Below are 22911 nucleotides of genomic sequence, written 5' to 3'. Positions count from 1 at the left end.
AGCGGCGCCCCGGGGTTGCCGGGGCGCTGCGGACGCGGGGTGCGGGCTCGCCGTGCGTCAGACGGTGAGGCCCTTGCCCCGCAGCCAGGCGAGCGGGTCGAGGCCGGAGCCACCGGCGGAGTGCACCTCGAGGTGGAGGTGGGGGCCGGTGACGTTGCCCGTCGCACCGACCCGTCCGATGGTCTCGCCGGTGGCGACCTTCTGGCCGGCGGAGGCCGTCATCGAGGACAGGTGCGCGTACCAGACCTCGGTACCGTCCTCCAGCTCCAGCACGATGCGGTAGCCGTACGAGCCGGACCAGCCGGCCGACGTGACGGTGCCGCCGTGGACGGCCTTGACCGGGGTGCCGGTCGGGGCGGCGAAGTCCAGTCCGGTGTGGTAGCCGGAGGACCACATGGAGCCGGCCTGGCCGTAGGTCGAGGTGAGGGTGTAGGAGGAGGTGGGGAGGGCGTAGCTGGCCGCGAGCTTGGCGAGGCGCTCGGCCTCGGCCTTGGCCCGTGCCGCCTCCTCGGCCTTGCGCTTCTCCTCGGCGGCCTTGGCCTCCGCCTCGCTCTGCTGCTTGGCGGCCTCGGCCGCCGCCGCCTCCGCGGCGGCCTTCTCGGCCGCGGCCTTGGCCTCCGCGTCCGCCTCGGCGCGCTGCTGCTCGGCCTGCTGGAGGATCCGGGCCCGCAGGGCCTCGCCCGCTCCCGCGGAGCGGTCCTCGGCGCCGCTCGCGACGGTCTCGGCCACGGGCGCCATAGCGGTCAGCGGGGCGGTGTTGGCGGTCGTCCCGGAGTCGGAGTCCGCGTCGGAATCCGCGATCAGGGAGCCGACGCCGGGGAGGGAGGCAGCCTCGGGAAGGCTGTCGGTGAGGGCGTCGGGAAGGGATATGGAGACCGCGGGCTTGTCCTGCGCGGTGGCGATGCCACCCGCACCCACGGCCGCGATGACGCCCACGCCGAGGACGGTGGAGCTGCGGGCCAGGCCGCCGCGCTGCTTGGCCACGCGGTGCCGGCCCCGCACGGGGCGGACCGTCTCCTCGGTCGGGTTCCACTCCCCGAAGGAGGCTTCCGGGGTGTCGCCGCTGAACCGGGACGACGCGGTCGGGGCCTCGGGAGCAGGCATGTTGGACGCCACGAAGGCGTACTCCTTTCCTTCCTTCTCGCCTACCGGGTTAGCTGACGGGTTCGGAGCAGGAAGGTCTCCTACAGCCGCCCCCTGCCGCCGATGTGCGTGCGGCCGAAGTTGGCTGATTCACCCCAAGTGGTGGTTCCCCGGTTCCCTTGCGGGATTCGGCGCGTGAGCACGGTGCCGCCTCTTGCGACGGCTGGGACGACCGTGCTGCGTTATCGAACGTTAATAGAAGCCGCGGCAGGTTTCCAAGCCGTTCCAGCGGATAGTTGAGGATCTTGACCGGGACCAAACGGGACAGAAGCGTGTGGACTCGGGCGACTTGAGCGCCTCTCAGGAGGAGCGGCTTTTCTGACTGTTCGTCAGTTGTTATGCGGAGGGGTACCTTCCGACTACGCACGGTGCTCTCGGTCGGCACGCCTCCCGGCTCCCCTGACCGACTCCTTCCGGTCACCGCGGACGACCGGAACCGTACGCCTGCGCTCCGGCTGCCCGGCCGCCGGACGCTGGACGGCCAGCAGGGCCATGTCGTCGCTCGACCCCCCGCCCGTGTAGCGCCGAACGTCCGCCACGAGCGCGTCCAGCAGGTCGTCCGGCTCCGCGAAGATCCGCCCGCTCAGCCGCTCCACCGGGTCGTAGAACACCCCGCGGCCGTCGCGCGCCTCCGACAGCCCGTCCGTGTAGAGCAGCAGCGTGGACCCGGCGGGCAACGGGAACGACTCCGGGCGGTCCGGCCAGCCGCCGAGATCCCCCATCCCCAGCGGCAGCGCGGCCTGCGCGGGCGGCAGCACGTCCAGCCGGCCGTCCGCGTGGAGCAGCAGCGGGTCCGGGTGCCCGCGGTTGAGCAGCCTGACGGTGCCGGGCACGCCGCCGCCCGGGCCCTTCCGCGCCGGCGGGCCGTGGGCCCCGCCCCCGCCGTCCGGGTGCGGGATCTCGCCCAGCACGGCCGTGGTGAACCCCTCCACCGCGTCGAGACCGGCACGGCGCACCCCCTCGCGCCGCAGCGCCCGCTCCAGGCGCTCGGCCACCTGCTCCAGCGTGCCCTCCTGCTCGGCCGCCTCCCGGAACGTGCCGATGAGCACGGCGACCGACTCCACCGCGCCCATGCCCTTGCCCCGCACGTCCCCCACGATCAGCCGGATCCCGTGCGGGGTGTCCTGGACGGCGAAGAGGTCGCCCCCGATGAACGCCTCCGCCTGCGCCGCCTCGTAGCGTGCGGCGATGTGGAGCCCGGCTATCCGGTCCTGGGGCGTGGGCAGCACGGCGCGCTGGGCGGCCTCGGCGACCACCCGGGCGGAGGCCAGCCGCTCACCGCTGCGCCGCACCACCCTGTTGATCACCAGGGCCACGGCGGAGACCGTGACCACGGTGCTCGTCTCGGTGAAGGCGGTCGCCTCGGTGATGTTGTCGTCGTAGTAGTGCAGCGCGCCGGTGGCCAGGATCGCCCCGATCCCCGTGAGGAGGGTCACCACCCAGGAGGCGATGGCGGCGGCGATCAGCGGTGCGGCGGCGTAGAACGAGACGGCCGTGAACCGCGGCGGGGTGAGTGCGTCGAGCGCGACGCCCGCCAGCAGTGTGGCGGCAGGCAGCAGGCGCAGGAACCACGGAGGCCGGTAGCCGGCGCCCTGCTCTCGCCCCACAGCTGATCTCCTGCCGCTTGGTCCACGGCCGCGGACCGGTGCCGCGCTCTTCCCATGCTGCGTGCGGATCGGCGCGGCGGCGACTTGCCGCATGCCCGCCGGGCGAACCACCGGACCGGAGGGGCGCATGGCGAAGGCCCGGTGATCGCTATGATCACCGGGCCTCGGCCTTCAGTAGCGGGGACAGGATTTGAACCTGCGACCTCTGGGTTATGAGCCCAGCGAGCTACCGAGCTGCTCCACCCCGCGTCGGTGAACACAACCATACGCCATCCGCGGGGCGGTTCCGACCACGTTTCCCGGGCGGGCGCTCCGCGGGCCCCGGCCCGGCCCGGTCCGCCGGGCGGAACGTGCCGGGTACGCCGCCGTGCGGGGGTGCGTGCCGGGAGGGCCGGAGTCCCGCCCGGGGCTCCGCGTCAGCCGCCGGAGCGCACCGGGCGGAACCGGACGGGCGTCACTCCAGACCCAGCCACAGGTCCGGACCGAAGACCTCGTACTGGATCCGCCGGGCCGGGACGCCCCGGCGCAGCAGGTCCCCGCGCACCGCGCGCATGAAGGGCAGCGGGCCGCAGAGCAGCACGGTGACCCCCTCGGGCAGCTCCAGCGCCCCGGCGTTCATCGGCCCGGACGCGACCGCCACCGGGCGGCCGCCGGTCCCCTGCTCCTCGGTCCCCTGCCGCCCGGGCTCCTCGTACCAGAGGCGGACGGCGGCGCGGGGGTGCGCCGACGCCAGCCGCAGGAGCTCTTCGCGGTGGGCGTGGTCGGACGGGCTCCGGTCGGCGTGGGCGACGAGGACCTCGCGGTCGCGCCCCGTCTCCGCCAGGTGGCCGAGCACCGAGAGCATCGGCGTGCCGCCGATACCGGCCGAGACCAGCGCGACGGGACCGTCCCCGGGAGGCAGCACCAGGTCGCCGAAGGGCAGCGAGACGGTCAGCTCACCGCCGGGCCGCAGGTGCTCGTGCAGCCACGCCGACACCTCGCCTTCGGGCGCCGCGCCGCCGCGCACCCTCTTGACGCTGATCCGCCAGGTGGATCCGCCGGGGGCCGCCGAGAGGCTGTACTGGCGTATCTGCCGTGCGCCGTCGGGCAGCGGGACCTGCACGCTGACGTACTGCCCGGGCCGGAAGGCCCCGGCCGGGCGGCCGTCGGCGTGGCGCAGGGTGAACGAGACCACGTCGGGCGTCTCCCGGTGGCGCTCCTCCACCACCATGCGCTGCCACACCTCGCCCTCGGGCACCCCTGCCTCCTGGTAGAGGCGGGCCTCCCGGGCGATCAGGGCACCCGCCATCAGCCAGTACACCTCGTCCCAGGCGTCGGCCACCTCGGGGGTCACCGCGTCGCCCAGCACCTCGGCGATGGCCGCGAAGAGGTGCCGCTGGACGAGCTTGTACTGGTCGGAGGTGACCCCGAGGGAGGCGTGCTTGCCGGCGATCCGGGCGAGCAGGGCGTCCGGCCGCTCGTCGGGCCGCTGCACCAGCATCGTGGCGAAGGCGGCGATGGACCCGGCGAGGGCGCGGCGCTGCTCGCCGTTGGCCTGGTTGCCGCGGTTGAACAGGTCGCGCAGCAGCTCGGGCCGGTCGGCGAAGAGCCGCTCGTAGAAGCGGTCGGCGATCTCGCCGATCGCGGCACCGACGGCCGGGAGCGTGGCGCGGACGACGGGCGCGGACTGGTCGGACAGCACAGGGACTCCTAATTGGTTAAAGATCTTCGCATTTTCGCTGACGCTTGCGGGCAGAGGCCAGGCACACCACCACCGCGCACCGGCCGGTCATCCGGGCCGGGGGACTCCGGCCTCCCCTCCCCGCACCCCGGTCAGGCCGACCAGGACCGGACCCGTGGGCGAAGCGACGACGTCCCCGACGGTCAGCGGGTCGAGGCTGGCGTAGAACGCCTCCTGGGCCTCCCGCAGCGCACGCCGCAGACGGCATGCGCCCCGCAGCGGACACGGGGCGTCACCCTCGCAGGTGACGACCTCCTCCTCACCCTCCAGCTCTCTGACCAGCCACCCGACCGAGGCCCTGCGACCGAGGGCGCTGAGCGCCAGACCGCCGCCCCGCCCGCGCCGGGCCTCCACCACGCCGAGGTGCTGGAGCCGGGCGACCGCCTTCGCCATGTGCGCGTACGGCACGTTCATCGCCTCGGCCACCTCGCGGGTGGTCGAGACGGGCGAGCCCTCGCGCACGACGGCGAGCCGCATCACGGCACGGAGGGCGAGATCGGTGAACTTGGTCAGCCGCATACGAGGACGCTAGCAAACATGCATCCAGGACTCCTATTCAGGGTCCCGGCGGACACCGCACGCCTCCGCGGCCCGGCCCCCGGCGCCCCCGCCCGGCCGCCCCGGCCTCCCGGGCGCCCGTCCCGCGGCCGCCCCGCCCGGCAGGACTCACCCGGCGCCGTCGGGAACCGGCGTGCCCTGGTGGTACAGCAGCCGCAGGGGGCCGGTACCGCCCTCGGCCCGCCACAGCGAACTCCGCCGCACCCGGCGTCCGCCGGCCTCCGTCTCGTAGGTGAGGTGCACCAGCCCCGGCGCCAGCAGCACCCCGGCCACCGCGGACGGCCGGTGGCGCGGCCCCTCCCCGTCGGCGCCCGCCATCCCGGGCAGCGCGTCGAGCATCTCGGCGTACGTCCACCGCCGACCCGACGCCCCCACCTCGACGAACTCCGGATCCAGCAGCTCCGCCGCAGCGGCGCGCGAGGCGCGCACCGCGGGCTCCATCAGCCGCAGCTCCCCCGCGACGGCCCGCGCCACGGCCTCGTCCCCGGGGCCCGGCCCCGTCGTGTCCTCCATCGCGCCATTGTCCCGGGCGGTGCGCCCGGGCCGCCGTTCAGGTGCGGGCGAAGACCGCGCTCTGCTCCGCGAACTCCTCCACCATGCCCCGGCTCACCGTGGGATGGGTCTCGCGGATGGCGGCCAGGTAGTCCTCGGTGGTCGGCCGGGAGCGGGCCCCGGTGTCGTAGGTGCGCTCGAACTGGGCCTGGGAGACCATCCGCGCCACATGGGCGATGTCGGCGGGGGTGAAGCCCTCGCTGGCGGCGGCGAGCGCGGAGACGTCCGCCTCAGTCCCGGCGCGCGCCAGGTAGCTCCCCCACAGGGCGGACCGGGCGCTCTCGTCGGGCGGACCGATGGGCAGGACGTAGTCGAAGCGGCCGTGGCGCAGGAAGGCCGGATCCAGCGCGGTGACGCTGTTGGTGGCGCAGACCAGCAGCCGCCCGTCCTGGCTGCGGAACCGCACGATGGCCTTGAGCAGCTCGTTGACGACGCCGACCCCCGTCGCGTCCGCACCGCTGCGCGCGGCGGCGACCTCCTCCACCTCGTCGATGAAGACCAGGACGTGGTCGAGCTGCGCGATCTCGTCGAACCGCCGGCTCAGACCGGCGGCCAGCCCGTACTCGGCTGCCAGCCGCGCCGGGAACAGCTCCAGGAACGGCCAGCCGAGACGGCTCGCGATGGCGTGGGCGAAGGTGCTCTTGCCCGTCCCGGGCGGCCCGAAGAGCATCACCGCGCGCGGCGGCTCCACCCCGTGCTGGGACGCCATCTCCGGGTGCGCGAGCGGGAGCACCAGCCGCCGCTCGATCAGCCGCTTCTCCCGCTGCATCCCGGCGACCTTCCCCCACAGCCCCCCGGGAGGCAGCTCCGCGCCGAGCGCCGAGAGCATGCTGATCGCCCGCGGGGTCACCGGTCCCCGCTTCTCGAAGACGACCAGCCCGGACCGCGCCTCGAAACCGCAGTTGCGCAGGGCGGCGGCGCCCGTCTCCTCCTCCGGCAGCGCGACGTGCACCGAGCGCACCCCGCCCGCGAAGAACCGGTGCTCCAGGGCCGTGACCAGCGCACTGCCCATGCCCATGTGCCGCCAGCTGGGCAGCATGCAGATCCGCAGGATCCACGCCCGGTCGTGCTCGACCCGCCCCACGGCCGCCCCCACGACCACGTCGTCCGCCACAGCCACCACCGCAGGGTGCCCGCCCTGGAGGGCGGCCACCGCGTCGGACAGCGGGAACAGCGGCGGCTCCCCGGTCGTCCCGCTCTCGGCGTCGACCCGGATCAGCCCCTCCAGGTCGTCCTGGGCATAGTCCCTGATGAGCCAGCCGGTCATGAGCGCCTCCCTGTCGACGGGCGTACTCCCATCGTCGGCCGGGGCAGGCTCCCCGACGACCGGGCGCGCGCGGCACCGCCGCGCCACGCCCCCGCCGCGCCCGGTGGCCGGGGCCGGGCACCGGGCGGTGAGGTGCCGTCAGGGCCGGTCGCGGTCAGCCGATGCCGAAGTACGTGCGGACGCCGCCGAGCATGAGCTGGATGCCGATCGTGGCGACGAACAGGCCGCCGAAGCGCGTCATCAGGGCCATGGTCTGGTGGGAGAAGTTCATCCGGTCGGCCAGGTACAGGTGCCCGAGCGGGATCAGTGCCACCGTCACGCCGACCGCGATGAGCGCGGCGACCGTGCCCGAGAGTCCGTCCCCCGCGGAGGCGATGGTGATCACCGAGGTGATGGCGCCCGGGCCCGCCATGAAGGGGATGGCGTACGGCACGACGATCGAGTCCTCGGCCGACCTCCGCTGCGGCTCCTCGTGTGCCCGGGCCCCGCCCTGCGCACGGGTCGGCTCCCCTCCGAAGAGCATCTCGAACCCCATCAGGGCGAGCACCAGCCCGCCGGCGATGCCGAAGGCCCCGAGGTCGATGCCGACCAGGTCGAGCAGCTCCCGGCCGACCAGGGCGGCCCCGCCCAGGGTGACGGCGATCGTCAGCATGATCCGGCCGACGTACTCGCGCCGCCGCTCGGGCTCGTCCTCGGTCAGCATCCGGAAGAAGACGCCGCGCAGGAAGGGATCGACCAGCAGCAACACCGCGATGGTCGCCTGGATCGTCAGCTCGATGGTGCTCATGAACGTCTCCCGCGGGCCGTCGGGCAGCGTGTGGGGCCCGTCCCGCAGGCCGACTCGGCGGTGCACGGGCCGCGCCCCGACCTCATCGTCGCCGCACCGCGGGGCGTCCGCGACCCGCCGCAGCCGGGACCGTCGACGAGGCCGGCACGGCCGGGGCCCCGGAGGGACGGGCCGGCACGGGGAGGCGGCGGTGGCCGAGGCGGCCGGCGGCGGCCTCGGGCGGGACACCGCCCACGGCCGGTCGCGGAGGGGGCCGTCCCCGGTGCCCCGGTCCCCTGAGGGGCCCGGCGGGCACGCCCGCGTCCACCCGCGCGCCGGAACGGCGGAGCGCCCCGCCCGGTGGGAACCGCGCGGGGCGCTCTGCCGCAGGCGGGAGGATCTCTCCTCCCCTGCTGCCGGTAGGCCGTGTGGGACTCGAACCCACAACCAACGGATTAAAAGTCCGCTGCTCTGCCAATTGAGCTAACGGCCCTCGACACGACACCCCTGAGCATAGCCAAAGAGCTCCCCGGAACCGATCGGGTATCCCGACACGTCCGGGCGTCCCGCCGCGACCGGCCCCGGGAGGGCGTCCCCGGAAACGGCCCGGGCCCGCGGACCGCTCGTCAGAAGCGGCCCACGGGCCCGGGGTTTCAGGTCACACGGTGTCAGCCGTTGCGCTTCCAGCGCGGCTTGTCGTCGCGGCGGCCGCCGCCGAAGGAGCCGGCGCCGCGGTGGTCGTCACGACGGCCGTAGGGGCGGTCGTGGCGGTCGCCGCCCGAACGGAAGCCGCCCGAGGGGCGGTCGTCACGGCGGTCGCGGTTGTAGGGGCGGTCGCTGCCGCGGTGGCCCGAGGGGCGGTCGTCACGGCGCTCGAAGGAGCGGCCACCGCGGTCGTCGCGGCGGAACCCGCCCCGGTCGCGGCGCTCGAAGCCCCCGCGGTCGTCCCGGCGGAAGCCGCCCGAGGGGCGGTCGTCGCGGCGGTCGAACGAGCGGTCGCGGTCGAAGGAGCGGCCACCGCGGTCGCCACCGCGGTCGTCACGGCGCTCGAAGGACCGGTCACGGTCGAAGGAGCGGCCACCGCGGTCGTCGCGGCGCTCGAAGGACCGGCCGCCGCGGTCGCCACCGCGGTCGTCACGGCGGAACCCGCCCCGGTCGCCACCGCGGTCGTCACGGCGGAACCCGCCCCGGTCGCGGCGCTCGAAGTTGCCCCGATCGTCACGCCGGTCGTGGGAGGGGCGCTCCTCGCGCACGGGCTCGGGGGCCGGCTCCGGCACGGCAGCCGCCACCTCGGCCTCGGCGGCCTCGGTCACCTCGGCGATCGCGGCCTCCGGGTCGTCACCGCGCTCGCGGGCGGCGCGCGCGACCAGGCGGTCGGCCTCCTCGCGGAGCTCGGCGGCCCGGCGCTGCACCTGCTCCAGACGCCGGGTCAGCTCGGCGACCTCGCGCTCGGCCTGCTTGGCGGCGTTGTTGGCGGAGTCGGCCTGCACCTCGGTGAGCGACCGGGCGCCGGTGATCTCGGCGACCTCCGGGTCGAAGGCGCCCGCGCCGCCCACGACGTGGCGCGAGGCGTCGACGCCCGCGTCCTCCATCAGGCGGAAGATCTGGCGCCGCTGGTGCGGAAGCGAGAGCGAGACCACGGTGCCCGACTGGCCGGCGCGCGCGGTGCGGCCGGAGCGGTGCAGGTAGTCCTTGTGGTCGCCGGCCGGGTCCACGTTCAGCACCAGGTCGATGCCGTCGACGTGGATGCCGCGCGCGGCGACGTCGGTCGCGACCAGCGCGTTGACGTAGCCGTCCTTGAAGTCGGCGAGGGTGCGGGTGCGGGCGCCCTGGGTCATGCCGCCGTGCAGGGCGTCGGCCTTCACCCCGGCGTCGCGGAGCTGCTCGGCGATGCGGTCGGCGCCCAGCTGGGTGCGGACGAAGATGATGGTGCGGCCCTCGCGCGCGGCGATCGCCGCCGTGACGGGCGCCTTGTCCTTCGGCTTCACCACGAGGACGTGGTGGGTCATGGTCGTGACGTTGCCCTGGGCGCTGTCGACCTCGTGGCTGACCGGGTCGGTGAGGTAGCGCTTCACCAGCGTGGAGATCTCGTTCTCCATGGTCGCGGAGAACAGCATGCGCTGGCCGTCGGACGGGACCTGGTCGAGCAGTTCGGTGACCTCGGGGAGGAAGCCCAGGTCGGACATCTGGTCGGCCTCGTCGAGGACGGCGACCCGCACGTCCTCCAGGGAGCAGGCGCCACGGTTGATGACGTCGCGCAGACGGCCCGGGGTGGCCACCAGCAGGTCGACGCCGCGCTCCAGGGCGTAGATCTGGTTGCCCATGGAGGTGCCGCCGCAGACGACCTTCATCTTCAGGCCGAGGACGTCGCCGTAGGGCTGGAGCGCGTCCGCCACCTGCATGGCGAGCTCACGGGTGGGGGTGAGGATCACCGCGCGGGGGCGCTTCTTCTCGGTGCGGCCGCCGGCCAGGGCCGCCAGCGTCGGCAGGCCGAAGGAGAGGGTCTTGCCGGAGCCGGTGCGGCCGCGGCCGAGGATGTCCTTGCCGGACAGGGCGTCCGGGATGGTGGCCGCCTGGATCGGGAACGGGACGGTCACGCCGTTCTGGGCGAGCTTGCGCACCACGCCCTCGGGGAGGCCGAGGTCCGCGAAGGTCACCTGGGGCTCCTGCGGCTCCGCGGACGGCTGCTCGGCGGCGGGCGCCTCGGCGTCAGCGGGCATGACGGCGTGATCGGTCGAGAATTCGGACATGCGAAATGCGAACCTTCCGGAGTTACGGCACGCGCCCAAACTCCGTGAATTCGCAATTCGACCGCCTCGATGCGGTCAGCCACGGTCAGGGAGAGTACGCGCCACACGGCGCGCTTCTTTTTCGGCGCCGGGCAATGGGATCAAACGATCTACCACCATACGCACCCTCCCCCCGCCGAGGCAAACCGCCTCGGCGTGAGCCCGGTTACACCGGCCTCACGGGCGGGTGAGCGGCACGGCGGTCACGCGGGACCGGCCTGGGGCGAGGCCGCGGGCTCCGAACCGAAGCGGGCGTCCGGCTCCCCGTCCGCGACGGTGCGCAGCGCGCTCCCGTGCACCTCGGGGGCCGAGGAGGCGGACGGCTGCCCGGTGGGTTCCGCGGGCTCGGAGGACTCGGGTTCGGGCTCCTGCGGGGGCTCGGACGGCGGCTCGGGCGTCGGCGTGCCGGGCTCGGCACTGGGGCCGGACGGCGTCGCGGAGGGGTGGGTGTCCGGCTTGTCCGGCCCCCCGCCGGGACGCGGCGAGGCACCCCGCGTCGGCGAGCCGCTCGGCACGGGGGGCGCCCCCGCCTCACCGGGTTCGGCGTCCTCGTCCTCGTCCGCCCCGTCCTCGCCGCCCTTGCCGTCCTCGTCCTCGGCGGCGTCGTCCCGGTCGCCGACCGCGGGCCGGTCCCCTCCGTGCCCGGCCGGGAGCTGCCCGCCCGGGGCCCCGCGGTCCGCGCCGGCCTCCTGCACCTCGTCGGACCCCTCGCTGGCGGAGGTGCTCGGCGCAGGTGGCGCGCCCTCGTCCTGGCCCACGCTCATGCAGCCCGCGGAGGCCAGGACCGCGAAGACGGCGGCGAGCAGGGCGGCGGACCGGCCGGGAGCGGGCAAATGGCGCACGGGGGCACCTCCGGGGCAGGAAAGACGGACGCGGGTCCCCCTGCCCAACTACCCGCACCCCGCCGGGGACACGGCCGCCGCGCGCACGGCGGCGCCCCCGTGCGCGCCGGGGCCCCCGCCCCGGCCTCCCGGCGCGACCGCCTCCGGGCCCGTGCCGCACGCTCAGCCCGCGAGGAGGCGGGCGGTCTCCATGCCCGCGTACACCGACGCCACCGCCACCGCCACCGAGGCCGCCACATTGGCGGCCGCCGTCAGGGGCCGCCCCTGCTCGGCCAGCCGCAGGGTCTCGTAGGAGAACGTCGAGTACGTCGTGAGCGCCCCGCACAGCCCCGTGCCGAGCAGCGCGTACGCGCCCGAGGAGACCGACGCCCCGGCCAGCAGCCCGAGCAGCAGGCTGCCGAGCGCGTTGGCGGTGAACGTGCCCCAGGGGAAGGCGGAGGTGTGCCGCGACTGCACCGCACGGTCCGTCAGATACCGCAGCGGCGCCCCCGCGGCCGCGCCCGCGGCCACCAGCAGCCAGGTCATGCCGTCCCCTCCCGGTCCGCGTCCCTCGTCCCGCTCCCGGGGCGTGCCGCGAGGGACCCGCCCCGCCCGAGGCGCCCGGCGCGCGCGCAGCGCCCCGGCCCGCTCACGGGCGCTCCCCCGCCAGGCAGGCCCGGGTGGCGGACGCACCGGCCCACACCCCGCCGAGCGCCGCCGCCGCGGTGCCCGCCGCGTATCCGGCGGCGGGCAGCACGCTGCCGTGCTCCAGCAGGTCCACCACCCCCGCGGCATAGGCGGAGAAGGTGGTGAAGCCGCCGAGGACGCCGACGCCGAGGAAGGGCCGGACCAGGGGGCGGGACGCCCTGCCCCCGGCACCCACCAGCACCATCAGCACGCCGATCAGGGCGCAGCCCACGGCGTTGACCGCGAGGAGGGCCCAGGGGAAGCCGCCGCCGGAGGCCGGCCAGAGCACCGAGGCCGCGTGGCGGCCCGTCGCGCCGACCGCCCCGCCGAGCGAGATCGCGGAGAGCACCGTCCACCGGTGACGGCCCGCCAGCTCCGCCCGCTGGGCGGGAACCCGCAGGTCGACGTCCGGGTCGACCGCCGAGGCCGGGCAGACGCCGTCCTCCGGGGGAACGGGCGCGTCCGGCGGCGCCTTGCGTCCGCCCCTCATCCGTAGCCCAGTTCGTGGAGCCGGGCGTCGTCGATCCCGAAGTGGTGGGCGATCTCGTGCACCACGGTGATCTCGGTCTCGGCGACCACGTCCTCCCGGCTCTCGCACATGCGCAGCGTCGGACCGCGGTAGATCGTGATCCGGTCCGGCAGGACCCCCGCGTACCACTCGCCGCGGTCGGTGAGCGGAGTCCCCTCGTAGAGACCGAGCAGGTCGGGGTCGCCGGGGGCCGGCTCGTCCTCCACGAACACGGCGACGTTGTCCATCAGCCGCGTCAGCTCCGGAGGGATCCGGTCCAGGGCCTCGGCGACCAGTTCCTCGAACTCCTCGCGCGTCATCTCCAGCACCCGGCCATTGTCCCGTACCGCCGCCGCGGCGCACCGGGCCGGAATGCCCCGGCGGCCCGGAGGGCATACGCAGGCAATGGCCCGCCGAACCCCGGAACCGCACCGGGCACCGGAACCGCACCGCGCCGGCCGCCGGCCCGGGCCGCTCCGGGTGCCGCGTCGCCGCACCCGGCCGGTGGGGACGTCCGGCGGAGGGCTCGGCCGCACGCCGCAGCCGTGGGCGCGCGCCCTGGCCCTGGCGGCGGTGGTCCTGGCCGGTGCCTGGCTCGGGCTGCTCGTCGTGGGCGACGTCCGCACGCCGGTGGGGCCGGTGGACACCACCATGACCCTGCGTCCCTCCCTCACCGGCGGAACCAGGATCAACGTCGCTCCGCTCGGCGACCTGCGGCTGGACTCGCACCACGCCCCGGTCCGGCTCGACGTGGACGTCGACCGCCTGGACCCGGCGCGGGCGCAGGCCCTGGTGGAGGACCCGGGGCTCTTCTCCGGGCTCGGCGACACGGTGTCGGCGGACATCCGCGACGGCACCCGCGAGCTGGCCTTCCGCTCCGGTGCCGCGGTGGTGACCGGTGCGACGGCGCTGGGGCTCGTGGTCTTCCGCCGCCCCCGGCGGGCCCTGGCCGCGGGCGGCCTGGCGCTCGCCCTGCTGGCCTCCTCCGCGGCGTCGGCGGCGGCGACCTGGAACCCGGACTCCGTGCTGGAGCCCCGGTACTCCGGCCTGCTGACGTCCGCCCCCTCACTGGTCGGCGACGCCCGCTCGATCGTCACCGACTTCGACGTCTACCAGAAGGAGCTGGCGCGCCTGGTCACCAACGTCACCCGGCTCTACGACGCCACCTCCACCCTGCCCGCGTACCGGCCGGACCCCGGCACCCTGCGGGTGCTCCACGTCTCCGACATCCACCTCAACCCGGCCGCCTGGCACATCATCCGGTCGCTGGTGCGGCAGTACCGCATCGACGTGATCGTCGACTCGGGCGACACCATGGACCACGGCTCGGCGGCGGAGAACGGCTTCCTCGACCCCGCGTCCGGCCTCGGCGCGCCCTACGTCTGGGTACGGGGCAACCACGACTCGCGCACGACCCAGGCGTACCTGTCCCGGATGAGGAACGTGCACGTCCTGGACGAGGGCCGGGCGGTGACGGTGGCGGGGCTGCGCCTCGCGGGCACGGGCGATCCGCAGTTCACGCCGGACCGGTCGGTCGCCGCGGCGGGCGACCCGGCCGAGCGGATGGCGGGCATCCGGCTGGCCTCGGCCCTGCGCGACCAGGAGCGGGCGGGTACGCCCGTGGACATCGCCGTCGCCCACAACCCGGTCGCCGCGGCGGAGGTCGACGGCACCGTGCCCCTGGTGCTGGCGGGCCATGTGCACCACCGCCGCACCGAGGTGCTGGAGCACGGCACCCGGCTGAGGATCGAGGGGTCCACCGGCGGCGGCGGTCTGCGCGCCGTGCAGAACGAGCGCCCCGAGGAGGTGCGGGCCTCGGTGCTCTACCTGGACCGCTCCGAGCGCCGGCTGCAGGCGTGGGACGAGATCACCCTGGGCGGACTGGGACTGACGAAGGCCGAGGTCAGCCGGCACCTGGTGGAACCGGCGGAGCCGCTGCCGCCGCCCCCGCCCGCCTCCGCCCCGGCCACTCCGTAAACCGTTTTGGCGATACCTCCCCGCATCCCATATGCTTCTCACGTCCCCGACGCGCTGCGAAGCGCCCAGGCGGGCCCTTAGCCCTCATCGTCTAGTGGCCCAGGACGCCGCCCTTTCAAGGCGGTAGCACGGGTTCGAATCCCGTTGGGGGCACGCATCACCGTGTGCGAGACTCGTTCTCGCGCAATGCTTGGTCCTGTGGAGCAGTTTGGAGTGCTCGCCACCCTGTCAAGGTGGAGGCCGCGGGTTCAAATCCCGTCAGGACCGCTGGAGCTCGCAGGAGCTCCGCGGCTGGGTAGCTCAGTTGGTACGAGCGATCGCCTGAAAAGCGATAGGTCGCCGGTTCGACCCCGGCCCCAGCCACAGCCAAGGCCCCGATCCTCGGATCGGGGCCTTCTCTGTCGCCGCACGCGCTCCCGCCCGGCGGCGTCGCGCCCGCCCTCCCCGTCACCCGGTCCCGTCCCGCCCCGGCGGGAAGCCGGGGCGGGAGGGGCCGCGGGCTCCGGTCAGACCTCCCCGGTCGGTGCACCCCCGCGTGACCGCCGCCCGCGGCGGCCGCGCACCGCGAGCGGCACCGCCACCGCGGCCACGAGCAGCACCACCAGCGTCCAGTCGGGCACCGCGCCGCCGACCCGGGACGCCCACCGCTCCACGGCGAGGGAGTCGTCCGCCGACAGCACCCCCGGCAGCGCCGTGGCTCCGTCGAAGGCCAGGAACATCGTGCCCAGCAGCATGAAGAAGAGCCCCGACAGCAGCGAGGTGGTGTGCAGCCGCAGACGCCCCGCGCGCAGCTCCCGGCCCCGCAGCCAGCGTCGCCGCCCCAGGTCGAACCGGTCCCAGAGCAGGGCCAGCAGGAACAGCGGCACGGCCATCCCGAGCGCGTACACCGCCAGCAGGAGACCGCCGTACACGGGGCTGCCGCCGATCGCGGCCACCGTGAGCACACTGCCGAGGATCGGCCCGGCGCAGAACCCGGCCAGCCCGTAGACCAGTCCGAGGGCGTAGACCGACAGCGCGGTCGTGGGACGGATCCGGCCGGAGACCTCGGCGAGGCGCCGGGAGGCGAAGCCCGCGCCGAGGATCTGGGCCGCCCCCAGGGCGATGATCAGCCAGCCCCCGAGGGCCACGAGCAGCTCGCGGTGGCCGTAGAACAGGCGTCCGGCGAAGGAGCCTGCCGCGCCGAGGGGGACCAGGGTGGTGGCGAGACCGGCGTAGAAGACGCCCGTCCGGGCCACCAGCCGACCCGTGGAGTCGACGGAGTAGGCGAAGAAGGCAGGCAGGAGCAGCGCGCTGCACGGACTGAGCAGCGCGAGCAGACCGCCGAGGAAGGCGGCCAGGTAGCCGATGTCGGACACCGCCTCAGCCCCTGTCCTTCGCGGCCCGGGCGGCCTCCTCCACCTCGTCGGCGAAGACCGCCAGGGGCTGCGCGCCGGAGACGGGGTAGCCGTTGACGAGGAAGGAGGGGGTGGAGGCCACACCGAGCTTGTAGCCCTCCGCCCGGTCGCGGGCGACGGCCCCCCGGGCCCTGTCGCCGTGCATGTCGCGGGCGAAGCGGTCGAGGTCGGCCACTCCCGCCTCCTCGGCGAGCGCGCGCAGCCGGTCCGCGGTGAAGCCCTCCCCGGCGGCGTCCTCGGCGTAGGCGGCCGCGTGGAACTCCCAGAAGCGGCCCTGCCGGCCGGCCGCCCAGGCCGCGCGGGCGGCGGCCTCGGACTCCTCCCCGAAGATGGGGAAGTTCCGGAACTCGATGCGCAGCGTCCCGTCCTCGACGTAGCGGCGGACCAGCTCCGGCTCGGTGTCGCGGGCGAAGACCCCGCAGTAGCCGCACTGGAAGTCGGCGTACTCGACCAGGACCACCGGGGCGTCGTGGCGGCCCACGGCGAGCGGGTCGTCCGCGTCGCGGCGGGCGACCGACTCCAGGGCGGAGCGGGGCCGGGACTCGGCGGCGGACGCGGCGGAGGTGCCGGCGCCGGAGCCCTCCGGCTTGGTCGCCGTGTACGAGGCCCAGCCGAGCAGCACGGCGGCGGCCAGCACGCCCGCGCCGATGGCGAGCGGTGCGCGGGAGGGGGCGGAGGGACGGTCGGACGGCATGGTGGAACTCCTGTGCGGGGTGGGTGCGGGGGCCGGGCGGGACGGGTCCTCCCCGGCGGTGGGGTACGGCGGCGGCTTCGCGCGGCGCGGGGTGTGCACCGCGGCCGGGCCGGACCGTCGCGGAGTGCGGCCCAGGGCTGCCCGCCGCCCGGGGGCGGAGCAGGCGGCAGGCGGTCCGGGCGCTCGCACGGCGCAGGACCGTCCTGGTACCGGGGGGACGGGTCAGCCAGGTCCTAGACCCGCAGCACGGAGAGCCCGACCGGGGACGGGGCCTCGGTCGGGGGCGGGGCACGCAGCGGCGAGGGCAGCGGGGAGAGCGCGTCCCGCAGGGCCGTGCCGCCCGGCGGGGCGGGGGCGTGGTGGAGGGCCGCGAGCAGTTCGCACGCACCGCCGCGGGGCGGCACCGAGGGCCGCGCCCCGTCGTCGGAGGCGCCGCCGCGGCAGCCGGGCACCGGGCCGTCCGCCCGGGGGTCCCGCGCGGCGGGGGGCGGTGCGGTCGCGGCGGGCGTCCGGAGGGAGGCGTACGAGGTCCCCCCGGCTTCCGCGCCCGGCTGCCCGTGTCCGGACCACCAGGCGCTCGCGGAGGCCTGAACCACGCCCTGCGACCCGCCGGTCGCACCGCGCGTGCCAGCCGCTCCCCCGGACGGCCCCACGGCGCCCGCCGCCGCGCAGCCCAGCAGGCCGAGGAGCAGCCCCAGCAGCAGACCGACGGCGACCGGCACCCTGCGGTGCCCGGAGCCGGTGCCGATCAGCATGTGCGGGAGCCCTTTCCACCCGGTGCGCGGAGCGTGAACGATGGGCTCCATACTGCACCACCCCTGTGACACCGCCGGCGGTACGGGTCGGCCACCGCGGCGAAATGGGTTCGCCACCGCTTCGGCGGGGGTGCGATCCTGGACTCCGTATGTCTACTTCCTTCGCCGACCTCCAGACCCTGCTGGCCGGGGCGTCCCTGCGCGACGCCCACCGGCTCGGCCGTCGTCTCGAGGGCGCCCGCCGCATCCGCAAGCCCGAGGCGCGGCAGGCCGTGCTGGCCGAGATCGCCGCCGAGGCGGAGAAATCCGCGGCACGGACGGCGCGGCGCGCCGAGCGCATGCCGGAGATCACCTACCCCGAGCAGCTCCCGGTCAGCCAGCGGAAGGACGAGATCCTCACGGCGATACGGGACCACCAGGTGGTGATCGTCGCGGGCGAGACCGGCTCCGGCAAGACGACCCAGATCCCCAAGATCTGCCTGGAACTCGGCCGCGGCGTACGGGGCATGATCGGTCACACCCAGCCCCGCCGCATCGCCGCCCGGACGGTGGCCGAGCGCGTGGCGGAGGAGCTGGACACCCCGCTCGGCGAGGCGGTCGGATGGAAGGTCCGCTTCACCGACCAGGCGAGCGGCGACACGCTCGTCAAGCTGATGACGGACGGCATCCTCCTCGCGGAGATCCAGACCGACCGCGAGCTGCGCGCCTACGACACGATCATCATCGACGAGGCCCACGAGCGCTCGCTCAACATCGACTTCCTGCTCGGCTACCTCGCCCAGCTCCTCCCCCGCCGTCCCGACCTCAAGGTCGTGATCACCTCGGCGACCATCGACCCGGAGCGGTTCTCCCGCCACTTCGGCGACGCACCGATCGTGGAGGTGAGCGGCCGCACGTACCCCGTGGAGGTGCGCTACCGGCCCCTGCTGGAGGAGGACTCCCAGGACGCCGACCGCGACCAGATCACCGCGATCACGGACGCGGTCGACGAGCTGATGGGCGAGGGCAAGGGCGACATCCTGGTCTTCCTCTCCGGTGAGCGGGAGATCCGGGACACGGCGGACGCGCTCAGCAAGAAGAACCACCGCTTCACCGAGGTGCTGCCGCTCTACGCCCGCCTCTCCCACGCGGAGCAGCACCGGGTCTTCCAGCCGCACACCGGCCGCCGGATCGTGCTCGCGACCAACGTCGCCGAGACCTCCCTGACCGTCCCCGGCATCAAGTACGTGATCGACCCGGGCACCGCCCGCATCTCCCGCTACAGCCACCGCACCAAGGTCCAGCGGCTCCCGATCGAGCCCGTCAGCCAGGCAAGCGCCAACCAGCGCAAGGGCCGCTGCGGCCGCACCTCGGACGGCATCTGCATCCGGCTGTACTCCGAGGACGACTTCCTCGCCCGGCCCGAGTTCACCGACGCCGAGATCCTGCGCACCAACCTGGCCTCCGTGATCCTGCAGATGACCGCCGCCGGGCTGGGCGACATCGAGAAGTTCCCCTTCATCGACCCGCCGGACCACCGCAACATCCGCGACGGCGTGCAGCTGCTGCAGGAGCTCGGTGCGCTCGACCCGGCGGAGAAGGACCCGCGCAAGCGCCTCACCCCGCTGGGGCGCCGGCTGGCCCAGCTGCCGCTCGACCCCCGGCTGGCCCGCATGGTGCTGGAGGCCGACAGGAACGGCTGCGTCCGCGAGGTGATGGTCATCGCGGCCGCGCTGTCCATCCAGGACCCGCGCGAGCGCCCCGCCGAGAAGCAGGTCCAGGCGGACCAGCAGCACGCCCGCTTCAAGGACGAGACCAGCGACTTCCTCGCGTACCTGAACCTCTGGCGCTACGTGCGCGAGCAGCAGAAGGAGCGGGGGTCCTCCAGCTTCCGCCGGATGTGCAAGCAGGAGTACCTCAACTTCCTGCGGATCCGGGAGTGGCAGGACATCTACGCCCAGCTGCGCACGGTGGCCAAGCAGATGGGGATCCACCTCGACGAGCAGGACGCCCCCGAGCAGGCGGTGCACGTCTCGCTGCTGGCCGGGCTCCTCTCCCACATCGGCCTGAAGGACGTGAAGGAGACCGGCAAGGAGCCGGCCGGCCGGGGCGGCGGGGGCCGGAACGAGTACCTGGGCGCCCGCGGCGCCAAGTTCGCGATCTTCCCCGGCTCGGCGCTGTTCCGGAAGCCGCCCCGGTTCGTGATGTCCGCGGAGCTCGTGGAGACCTCCCGGCTGTGGGCGCGGGTGAACGCCCGGGTCGAGCCCGAGTGGATCGAGCCCCTGGCGCAGCACCTGGTGAAGCGGACGTACAGCGAGCCGCACTGGGAGAAGGACGCGGCGGCGGTCATGGCGTACGAGAAGGTCACGCTCTACGGCGTGCCGATCGTCGCGCAGCGCAAGGTCAACTACGGGCGCATCGACCCCGAGACCTCGCGCGACCTGTTCATCCGCAACGCGCTCGTCGAGGGCGACTGGCGCACCCACCACAAGTTCTTCGCCGACAACCGCCGGCTGCTGACCGAGGTCGAGGACCTGGAGCACCGGGCCCGCCGCCGCGACATCCTGGTGGACGACGAGACGCTGTTCGACTTCTACGACCAGCGGGTGCCCGAGCACGTCGTCTCCGGTGCCCACTTCGACTCCTGGTGGAAGCACAAGCACCGCGAGCAGCCCGAGCTGCTCGACTTCGAGCGCGAGATGCTCATCAACGAGAAGGCGGGGTCGGTCACCAAGGACGACTACCCGGACACCTGGCGCCAGGGGCGGCTGTCGTTCCGGGTGACGTACCAGTTCGAGCCCGGCGCAGACGCCGACGGCGTGACCGTGCACATCCCGCTCCAGGTGCTCAACCAGGTGACCGGGGAGGGCTTCGACTGGCAGATCCCGGGCCTGCGGGCCGAGGTCGTCACCGAGTTGATCCGCTCCCTGCCCAAACCGGTGCGCCGGCACTACGTCCCCGCCCCCAACCACGCCGCGGCCTTCCTCGAACGGGCCGCCCCCTCGCAGGAGCCCCTGGTCGCGGTGCTGGCACGGGAGCTCCAGCGGGCGGTCGGGGTGCCCGTCTCGGCGGACGACTTCGACCTCTCCCGGGTCCCGGACCACCTCAAGGTCACCTTCCGGATCGTGGACGAGCGGCGGCGGAAGCTGGCCGAGGACAAGGACCTGGAGGCGCTGCGCCGCGCGCTGCGGCCCAAGGCCCGCAAGGCGCTGTCCGAGGCCGCGGCCTCCGCCCGGCCCGACGGGCGCTCCCTGGAGCGCACCGGGCTCAGGGACTGGACGGTCGGCACGCTGGAGAGGGTCTTCGAGACCCGCCGGGCGGGCCAGCCGGTCAAGGCGTACCCGGCGCTGGTCGACGAGGGGGAGTCCGTGGCCGTGCGGCTCTTCGACAGCGAGGCGGAGCAGGCCGAGGCCATGTGGCGGGGCACCCGTCGGCTGATCATGCTCAACATCCCCGTCAGCCCGGCGAAGTTCGCCTCGGACCGGCTCACGAACCAGCAGAAGCTGGCGCTCTCGCGCAACCCCCACGGCTCCGTGCAGGCGCTCTTCGAGGACTGCGCCACGGCGGCGGCCGACCGGCTGATCGCCGACCACGGCGGGCCGGTGTGGGACGAGGCGGCCTATCGGGCCCTCTTCGACAAGGTCCGCGCCGATCTCGTCGACCTGACGGTGCGCACCGTCGACCAGGTCCAGCAGGTCCTCGCCGCCTGGCAGGCGTGCGAGCGGCGGCTGAAGGCCACCACCAGCCCGACGCTGCTTCCGAACGTCCGGGACGTGCAGCGGCAGTTGGCCGCGCTGATGCCCGACGGCTTCGTGACCCGGACGGGGCTCGCGCGGCTGCCCGACCTGATGCGCTACCTGGTCGCCGCGGACCGCAGGCTCCAGCAGATGCCCACCTCCGTCCAGCGCGACACCACGCGCATGGAGAAGGTCCACGAGATGCAGGACGAGTTCGCCTGGCTGCTGGAGCAGTTCCCCGAGGGGCGGCCGGTCCCCCGCGCCGCGCGGGACGTCCGCTGGATGATCGAGGAGCTGCGGGTGAGCTACTTCGCGCATGCCCTGGGGACCGCGTACCCCGTCTCGGACAAGCGCATCGTGAAGGCCATCGACGCCCTCGTCCCGTGACCGGGGCGTCGCTCACCGTGAGTTCGACCTGACCAGCAGACCTGCTGTACAGTCTCTCTCGCAGCCAGGGGAACAGCGGCTGCGAAACCTGGTCCTGTGGAGCAGTTTGGAGTGCTCGCCACCCTGTCAAGGTGGAGGCCGCGGGTTCAAATCCCGTCAGGACCGCATCATCTGAAGGCCCGTACCCTACCGGTGCGGGCCTTCGGCGTGCCCGGCCGGGGGTGCGGCGAACTCCCGCCCGCACCTCGCACCACCCTCCCCGGCCGCCTCCCCCACCCCCTGTGCCGCTCCCGTCGCGCCGGGGCGGCACTCGCCTGCACCCGTCCCTGCGGGAAGGGTTGACGGTCCGCCGTGCCGCCGGTACTCCGTTGCCAGGGCCCTTGGGCGGCACACTCCCGGAGGTGACGTGCATGGCGGCGTCCACCGCGCGGCGTTACGAGACACGGGCGCTGCTGCGCGCCCACCTGGCGGCCTCCTCGGGGTACCGCCACCTCACGAAGACCTGCCCCGTCTGCCACCACCTGCTGCGGCTCGCCCTGGAGCGCGCCGACCGCGAGCCGGGGGCGGTGGCCCCCGGGGAGCCGGAGGGCCCCGCAGGGGGCCTCCCGGGGCCTTCCGGGGGGCCGGCGGAGCAGGCGCCGCCCCGGGAGCGCGTCGCGCGCCCCGCAGGGGAGGGCCGCCAGGTCCCGGACGGCGGGACCGAAGGTCCCTCGGGCGAGTGACCAACGCCCGCCGCGCGGCCGCTCTTTCAGTGGCAGGCTGGAGTTTGACAAGAGGCAGGCACTGTGACGGGAGTCACGGAAGGGGTTTCAGGAACCCTCATATTTAACCCCTCCCTACAACGCCACCATTTAATGTGTGCCATTGCACTGACCTCCGACACGCCCGTCGGCACGACAGCGATGTCACCCGGGAAGGGGCCCGCGGCCCGGGCGCGCGCCTCCGGCGCCGCCCGCGGACACATGAAGATCGCGCCGGACTCGGCGGAGTCCGGCGCGATCAACGGCGCACACCTGTTGGGGCAGGCGGGCGCCGGATGTATCAAGGTGTGGGTCGCTCAGGGGTGGGGGCCCCTGGAACGCCCGGTGAAACGGGGTGTTCAGGCCTCGCTGCGCTGCTGCGGAATGCCCGCCAGCAGTGCGCGGACCTCGGCCTCGCGGTATCGGCGATGTCCACCGAGCGTGCGGATGGACGTGAGCTTGCCCGCCTTCGCCCAGCGGGTGACCGTCTTCGGGTCCACGCGGAACATCGTGGCAACCTCAGCCGGGGTCAGCAGCGGCTCGGCATCAGGGGTGCGAGCGGTCATGAGCGGCCTCCTCGGGAGAACCGAACCTTCTCGGTTCATTCCTCTAAATTCTGCACCTTGACCCGCGTTGCCCGAAATGGCGGACGCAGGCCGAGTCGGTTATAGGACGAACGGCTTGTCCTCGGCACTACAACTACACCATCTGTCCAGCCACGTCGGCCAAACCGATGGAATTGCCCTCTCAGGTGTCCATCAGCGGCCGAAGCCCGATGGACCATGCCATAACGGACAGTCACGTCACAGTAACGATCAGTCACAGAGCGA

The 22911-nt window shown here is 74.3% G+C and carries 19 protein-coding genes, 6 tRNA genes and 1 riboswitch; of the genes, 7 read left to right on the top strand and 18 right to left on the bottom strand.

The window, feature by feature from the left end; genetic code table 11:
* Positions 1–57: 57 nt before the first annotated feature.
* The 14 genes from NPS70_RS23020 to NPS70_RS22955 all read right to left on the bottom strand — a co-directional run bounded on the left by NPS70_RS23020 (position 58) and on the right by NPS70_RS22955 (position 12747).
* Complete coding sequence (locus NPS70_RS23020; RefSeq protein WP_256526267.1) at positions 58–1116, bottom strand: M23 family metallopeptidase; 1059 nt, start codon at positions 1114–1116, stop codon at positions 58–60.
* 11 nt (positions 1117–1127) lie between these two features.
* Positions 1128–1287, bottom strand: a riboswitch (cyclic di-AMP (ydaO/yuaA leader).
* Between the two features lie 215 nt (positions 1288–1502).
* Complete coding sequence (locus NPS70_RS23015; RefSeq protein ID WP_256526266.1) at positions 1503–2750, bottom strand: PP2C family protein-serine/threonine phosphatase; 1248 nt, start codon at positions 2748–2750, stop codon at positions 1503–1505.
* Positions 2751–2925: 175 nt separating this feature from the next.
* Positions 2926–2999 (bottom strand) — tRNA-Met (locus NPS70_RS23010).
* 205 nt (positions 3000–3204) lie between these two features.
* Positions 3205–4431: a globin domain-containing protein gene (locus tag NPS70_RS23005; protein WP_256526265.1), complete on the bottom strand. Its 1227-nt coding sequence runs from the start codon at positions 4429–4431 to the stop codon at positions 3205–3207.
* 87 nt (positions 4432–4518) lie between these two features.
* Positions 4519–4989, bottom strand: a complete 471-nt coding sequence (gene nsrR / locus NPS70_RS23000; protein WP_256526264.1) for a nitric oxide-sensing transcriptional repressor NsrR — start codon at positions 4987–4989, stop codon at positions 4519–4521.
* Positions 4990–5136: 147 nt separating this feature from the next.
* Positions 5137–5541 (bottom strand): DUF4440 domain-containing protein, encoded by a 405-nt coding sequence (locus NPS70_RS22995; RefSeq protein ID WP_256526263.1) that lies wholly within the window; start codon positions 5539–5541, stop codon positions 5137–5139.
* 37 nt (positions 5542–5578) lie between these two features.
* Positions 5579–6847: an ATP-binding protein gene (locus tag NPS70_RS22990; protein WP_256526262.1), complete on the bottom strand. Its 1269-nt coding sequence runs from the start codon at positions 6845–6847 to the stop codon at positions 5579–5581.
* A gap of 154 nt (positions 6848–7001) precedes the next feature.
* On the bottom strand, positions 7002–7634 hold the full coding sequence (locus NPS70_RS22985; RefSeq protein ID WP_256526261.1) for a MarC family protein: 633 nt from the start codon (positions 7632–7634) through the stop codon (positions 7002–7004).
* Positions 7635–8033: 399 nt separating this feature from the next.
* Positions 8034–8106, bottom strand: a tRNA-Lys gene (locus NPS70_RS22980).
* A gap of 175 nt (positions 8107–8281) precedes the next feature.
* Positions 8282–10363: a DEAD/DEAH box helicase gene (locus NPS70_RS22975; protein ID WP_256526260.1), complete on the bottom strand. Its 2082-nt coding sequence runs from the start codon at positions 10361–10363 to the stop codon at positions 8282–8284.
* 242 nt (positions 10364–10605) lie between these two features.
* Positions 10606–11244 (bottom strand): hypothetical protein, encoded by a 639-nt coding sequence (locus tag NPS70_RS22970; RefSeq protein ID WP_256526291.1) that lies wholly within the window; start codon positions 11242–11244, stop codon positions 10606–10608.
* 162 nt (positions 11245–11406) lie between these two features.
* On the bottom strand, positions 11407–11769 hold the full coding sequence (locus NPS70_RS22965; protein ID WP_256526259.1) for a CrcB family protein: 363 nt from the start codon (positions 11767–11769) through the stop codon (positions 11407–11409).
* 103 nt (positions 11770–11872) lie between these two features.
* Positions 11873–12400: a CrcB family protein gene (locus NPS70_RS22960; protein ID WP_256526258.1), complete on the bottom strand. Its 528-nt coding sequence runs from the start codon at positions 12398–12400 to the stop codon at positions 11873–11875.
* Positions 12397–12747, bottom strand: a complete 351-nt coding sequence (locus NPS70_RS22955) for a metallopeptidase family protein (protein ID WP_256526257.1) — start codon at positions 12745–12747, stop codon at positions 12397–12399. The genes NPS70_RS22960 and NPS70_RS22955 overlap by 4 nt, the downstream gene beginning before the upstream one ends.
* 76 nt (positions 12748–12823) lie before the next feature.
* Here NPS70_RS22955 and NPS70_RS22950 point away from each other — a divergent pair, with 76 nt between their 5' ends.
* The 4 genes from NPS70_RS22950 (at position 12824) to NPS70_RS22935 (ending at position 14758) form a co-directional block, all read left to right on the top strand.
* Entirely contained in the window at positions 12824–14395 is a 1572-nt protein-coding gene (locus tag NPS70_RS22950; RefSeq protein ID WP_374212044.1) for a metallophosphoesterase, read from the top strand.
* Between the two features lie 80 nt (positions 14396–14475).
* Positions 14476–14548 (top strand) — tRNA-Glu (locus NPS70_RS22945).
* Positions 14549–14587: 39 nt separating this feature from the next.
* Positions 14588–14662: transfer RNA gene (locus tag NPS70_RS22940), tRNA-Asp, on the top strand.
* 22 nt (positions 14663–14684) lie between these two features.
* Positions 14685–14758: transfer RNA gene (locus tag NPS70_RS22935), tRNA-Phe, on the top strand.
* A gap of 143 nt (positions 14759–14901) precedes the next feature.
* Here NPS70_RS22935 and NPS70_RS22930 read toward each other — a convergent pair.
* The 3 genes from NPS70_RS22930 to NPS70_RS22920 all read right to left on the bottom strand — a co-directional run bounded on the left by NPS70_RS22930 (position 14902) and on the right by NPS70_RS22920 (position 17238).
* Positions 14902–15750 (bottom strand): cytochrome c biogenesis CcdA family protein, encoded by an 849-nt coding sequence (locus tag NPS70_RS22930; protein WP_256526255.1) that lies wholly within the window; start codon positions 15748–15750, stop codon positions 14902–14904.
* Between the two features lie 4 nt (positions 15751–15754).
* Positions 15755–16483, bottom strand: a complete 729-nt coding sequence (locus NPS70_RS22925; RefSeq protein ID WP_256526254.1) for a thioredoxin domain-containing protein — start codon at positions 16481–16483, stop codon at positions 15755–15757.
* 233 nt (positions 16484–16716) lie between these two features.
* Positions 16717–17238 (bottom strand): hypothetical protein, encoded by a 522-nt coding sequence (locus tag NPS70_RS22920; RefSeq protein ID WP_256526253.1) that lies wholly within the window; start codon positions 17236–17238, stop codon positions 16717–16719.
* Positions 17239–17387: 149 nt separating this feature from the next.
* Here NPS70_RS22920 and hrpA point away from each other — a divergent pair, with 149 nt between their 5' ends.
* The 3 genes from hrpA (at position 17388) to NPS70_RS22905 (ending at position 22063) form a co-directional block, all read left to right on the top strand.
* On the top strand, positions 17388–21341 hold the full coding sequence (gene hrpA / locus NPS70_RS22915) for an ATP-dependent RNA helicase HrpA (RefSeq protein ID WP_256526252.1): 3954 nt from the start codon (positions 17388–17390) through the stop codon (positions 21339–21341).
* Positions 21342–21431: 90 nt separating this feature from the next.
* Positions 21432–21506 (top strand) — tRNA-Asp (locus NPS70_RS22910).
* A gap of 245 nt (positions 21507–21751) precedes the next feature.
* Positions 21752–22063, top strand: coding sequence for a DUF6274 family protein (locus NPS70_RS22905; protein WP_256526251.1), 312 nt, complete (start codon positions 21752–21754; stop codon positions 22061–22063).
* Positions 22064–22440: 377 nt separating this feature from the next.
* Here NPS70_RS22905 and bldC read toward each other — a convergent pair whose 3' ends face one another.
* Positions 22441–22647: a developmental transcriptional regulator BldC gene (bldC, locus tag NPS70_RS22900; protein WP_003949541.1), complete on the bottom strand. Its 207-nt coding sequence runs from the start codon at positions 22645–22647 to the stop codon at positions 22441–22443.
* Between the last annotated feature and the right edge of the window lie 264 nt (positions 22648–22911).

This window comes from Streptomyces sp. C10-9-1 (assembly GCF_024497955.1).
In the GTDB taxonomy this organism is placed as follows: Bacteria; Actinomycetota; Actinomycetes; order Streptomycetales; family Streptomycetaceae; genus Streptomyces; species Streptomyces sanyensis.
This window is presented reverse-complemented; position numbering and strand designations above follow the sequence as displayed.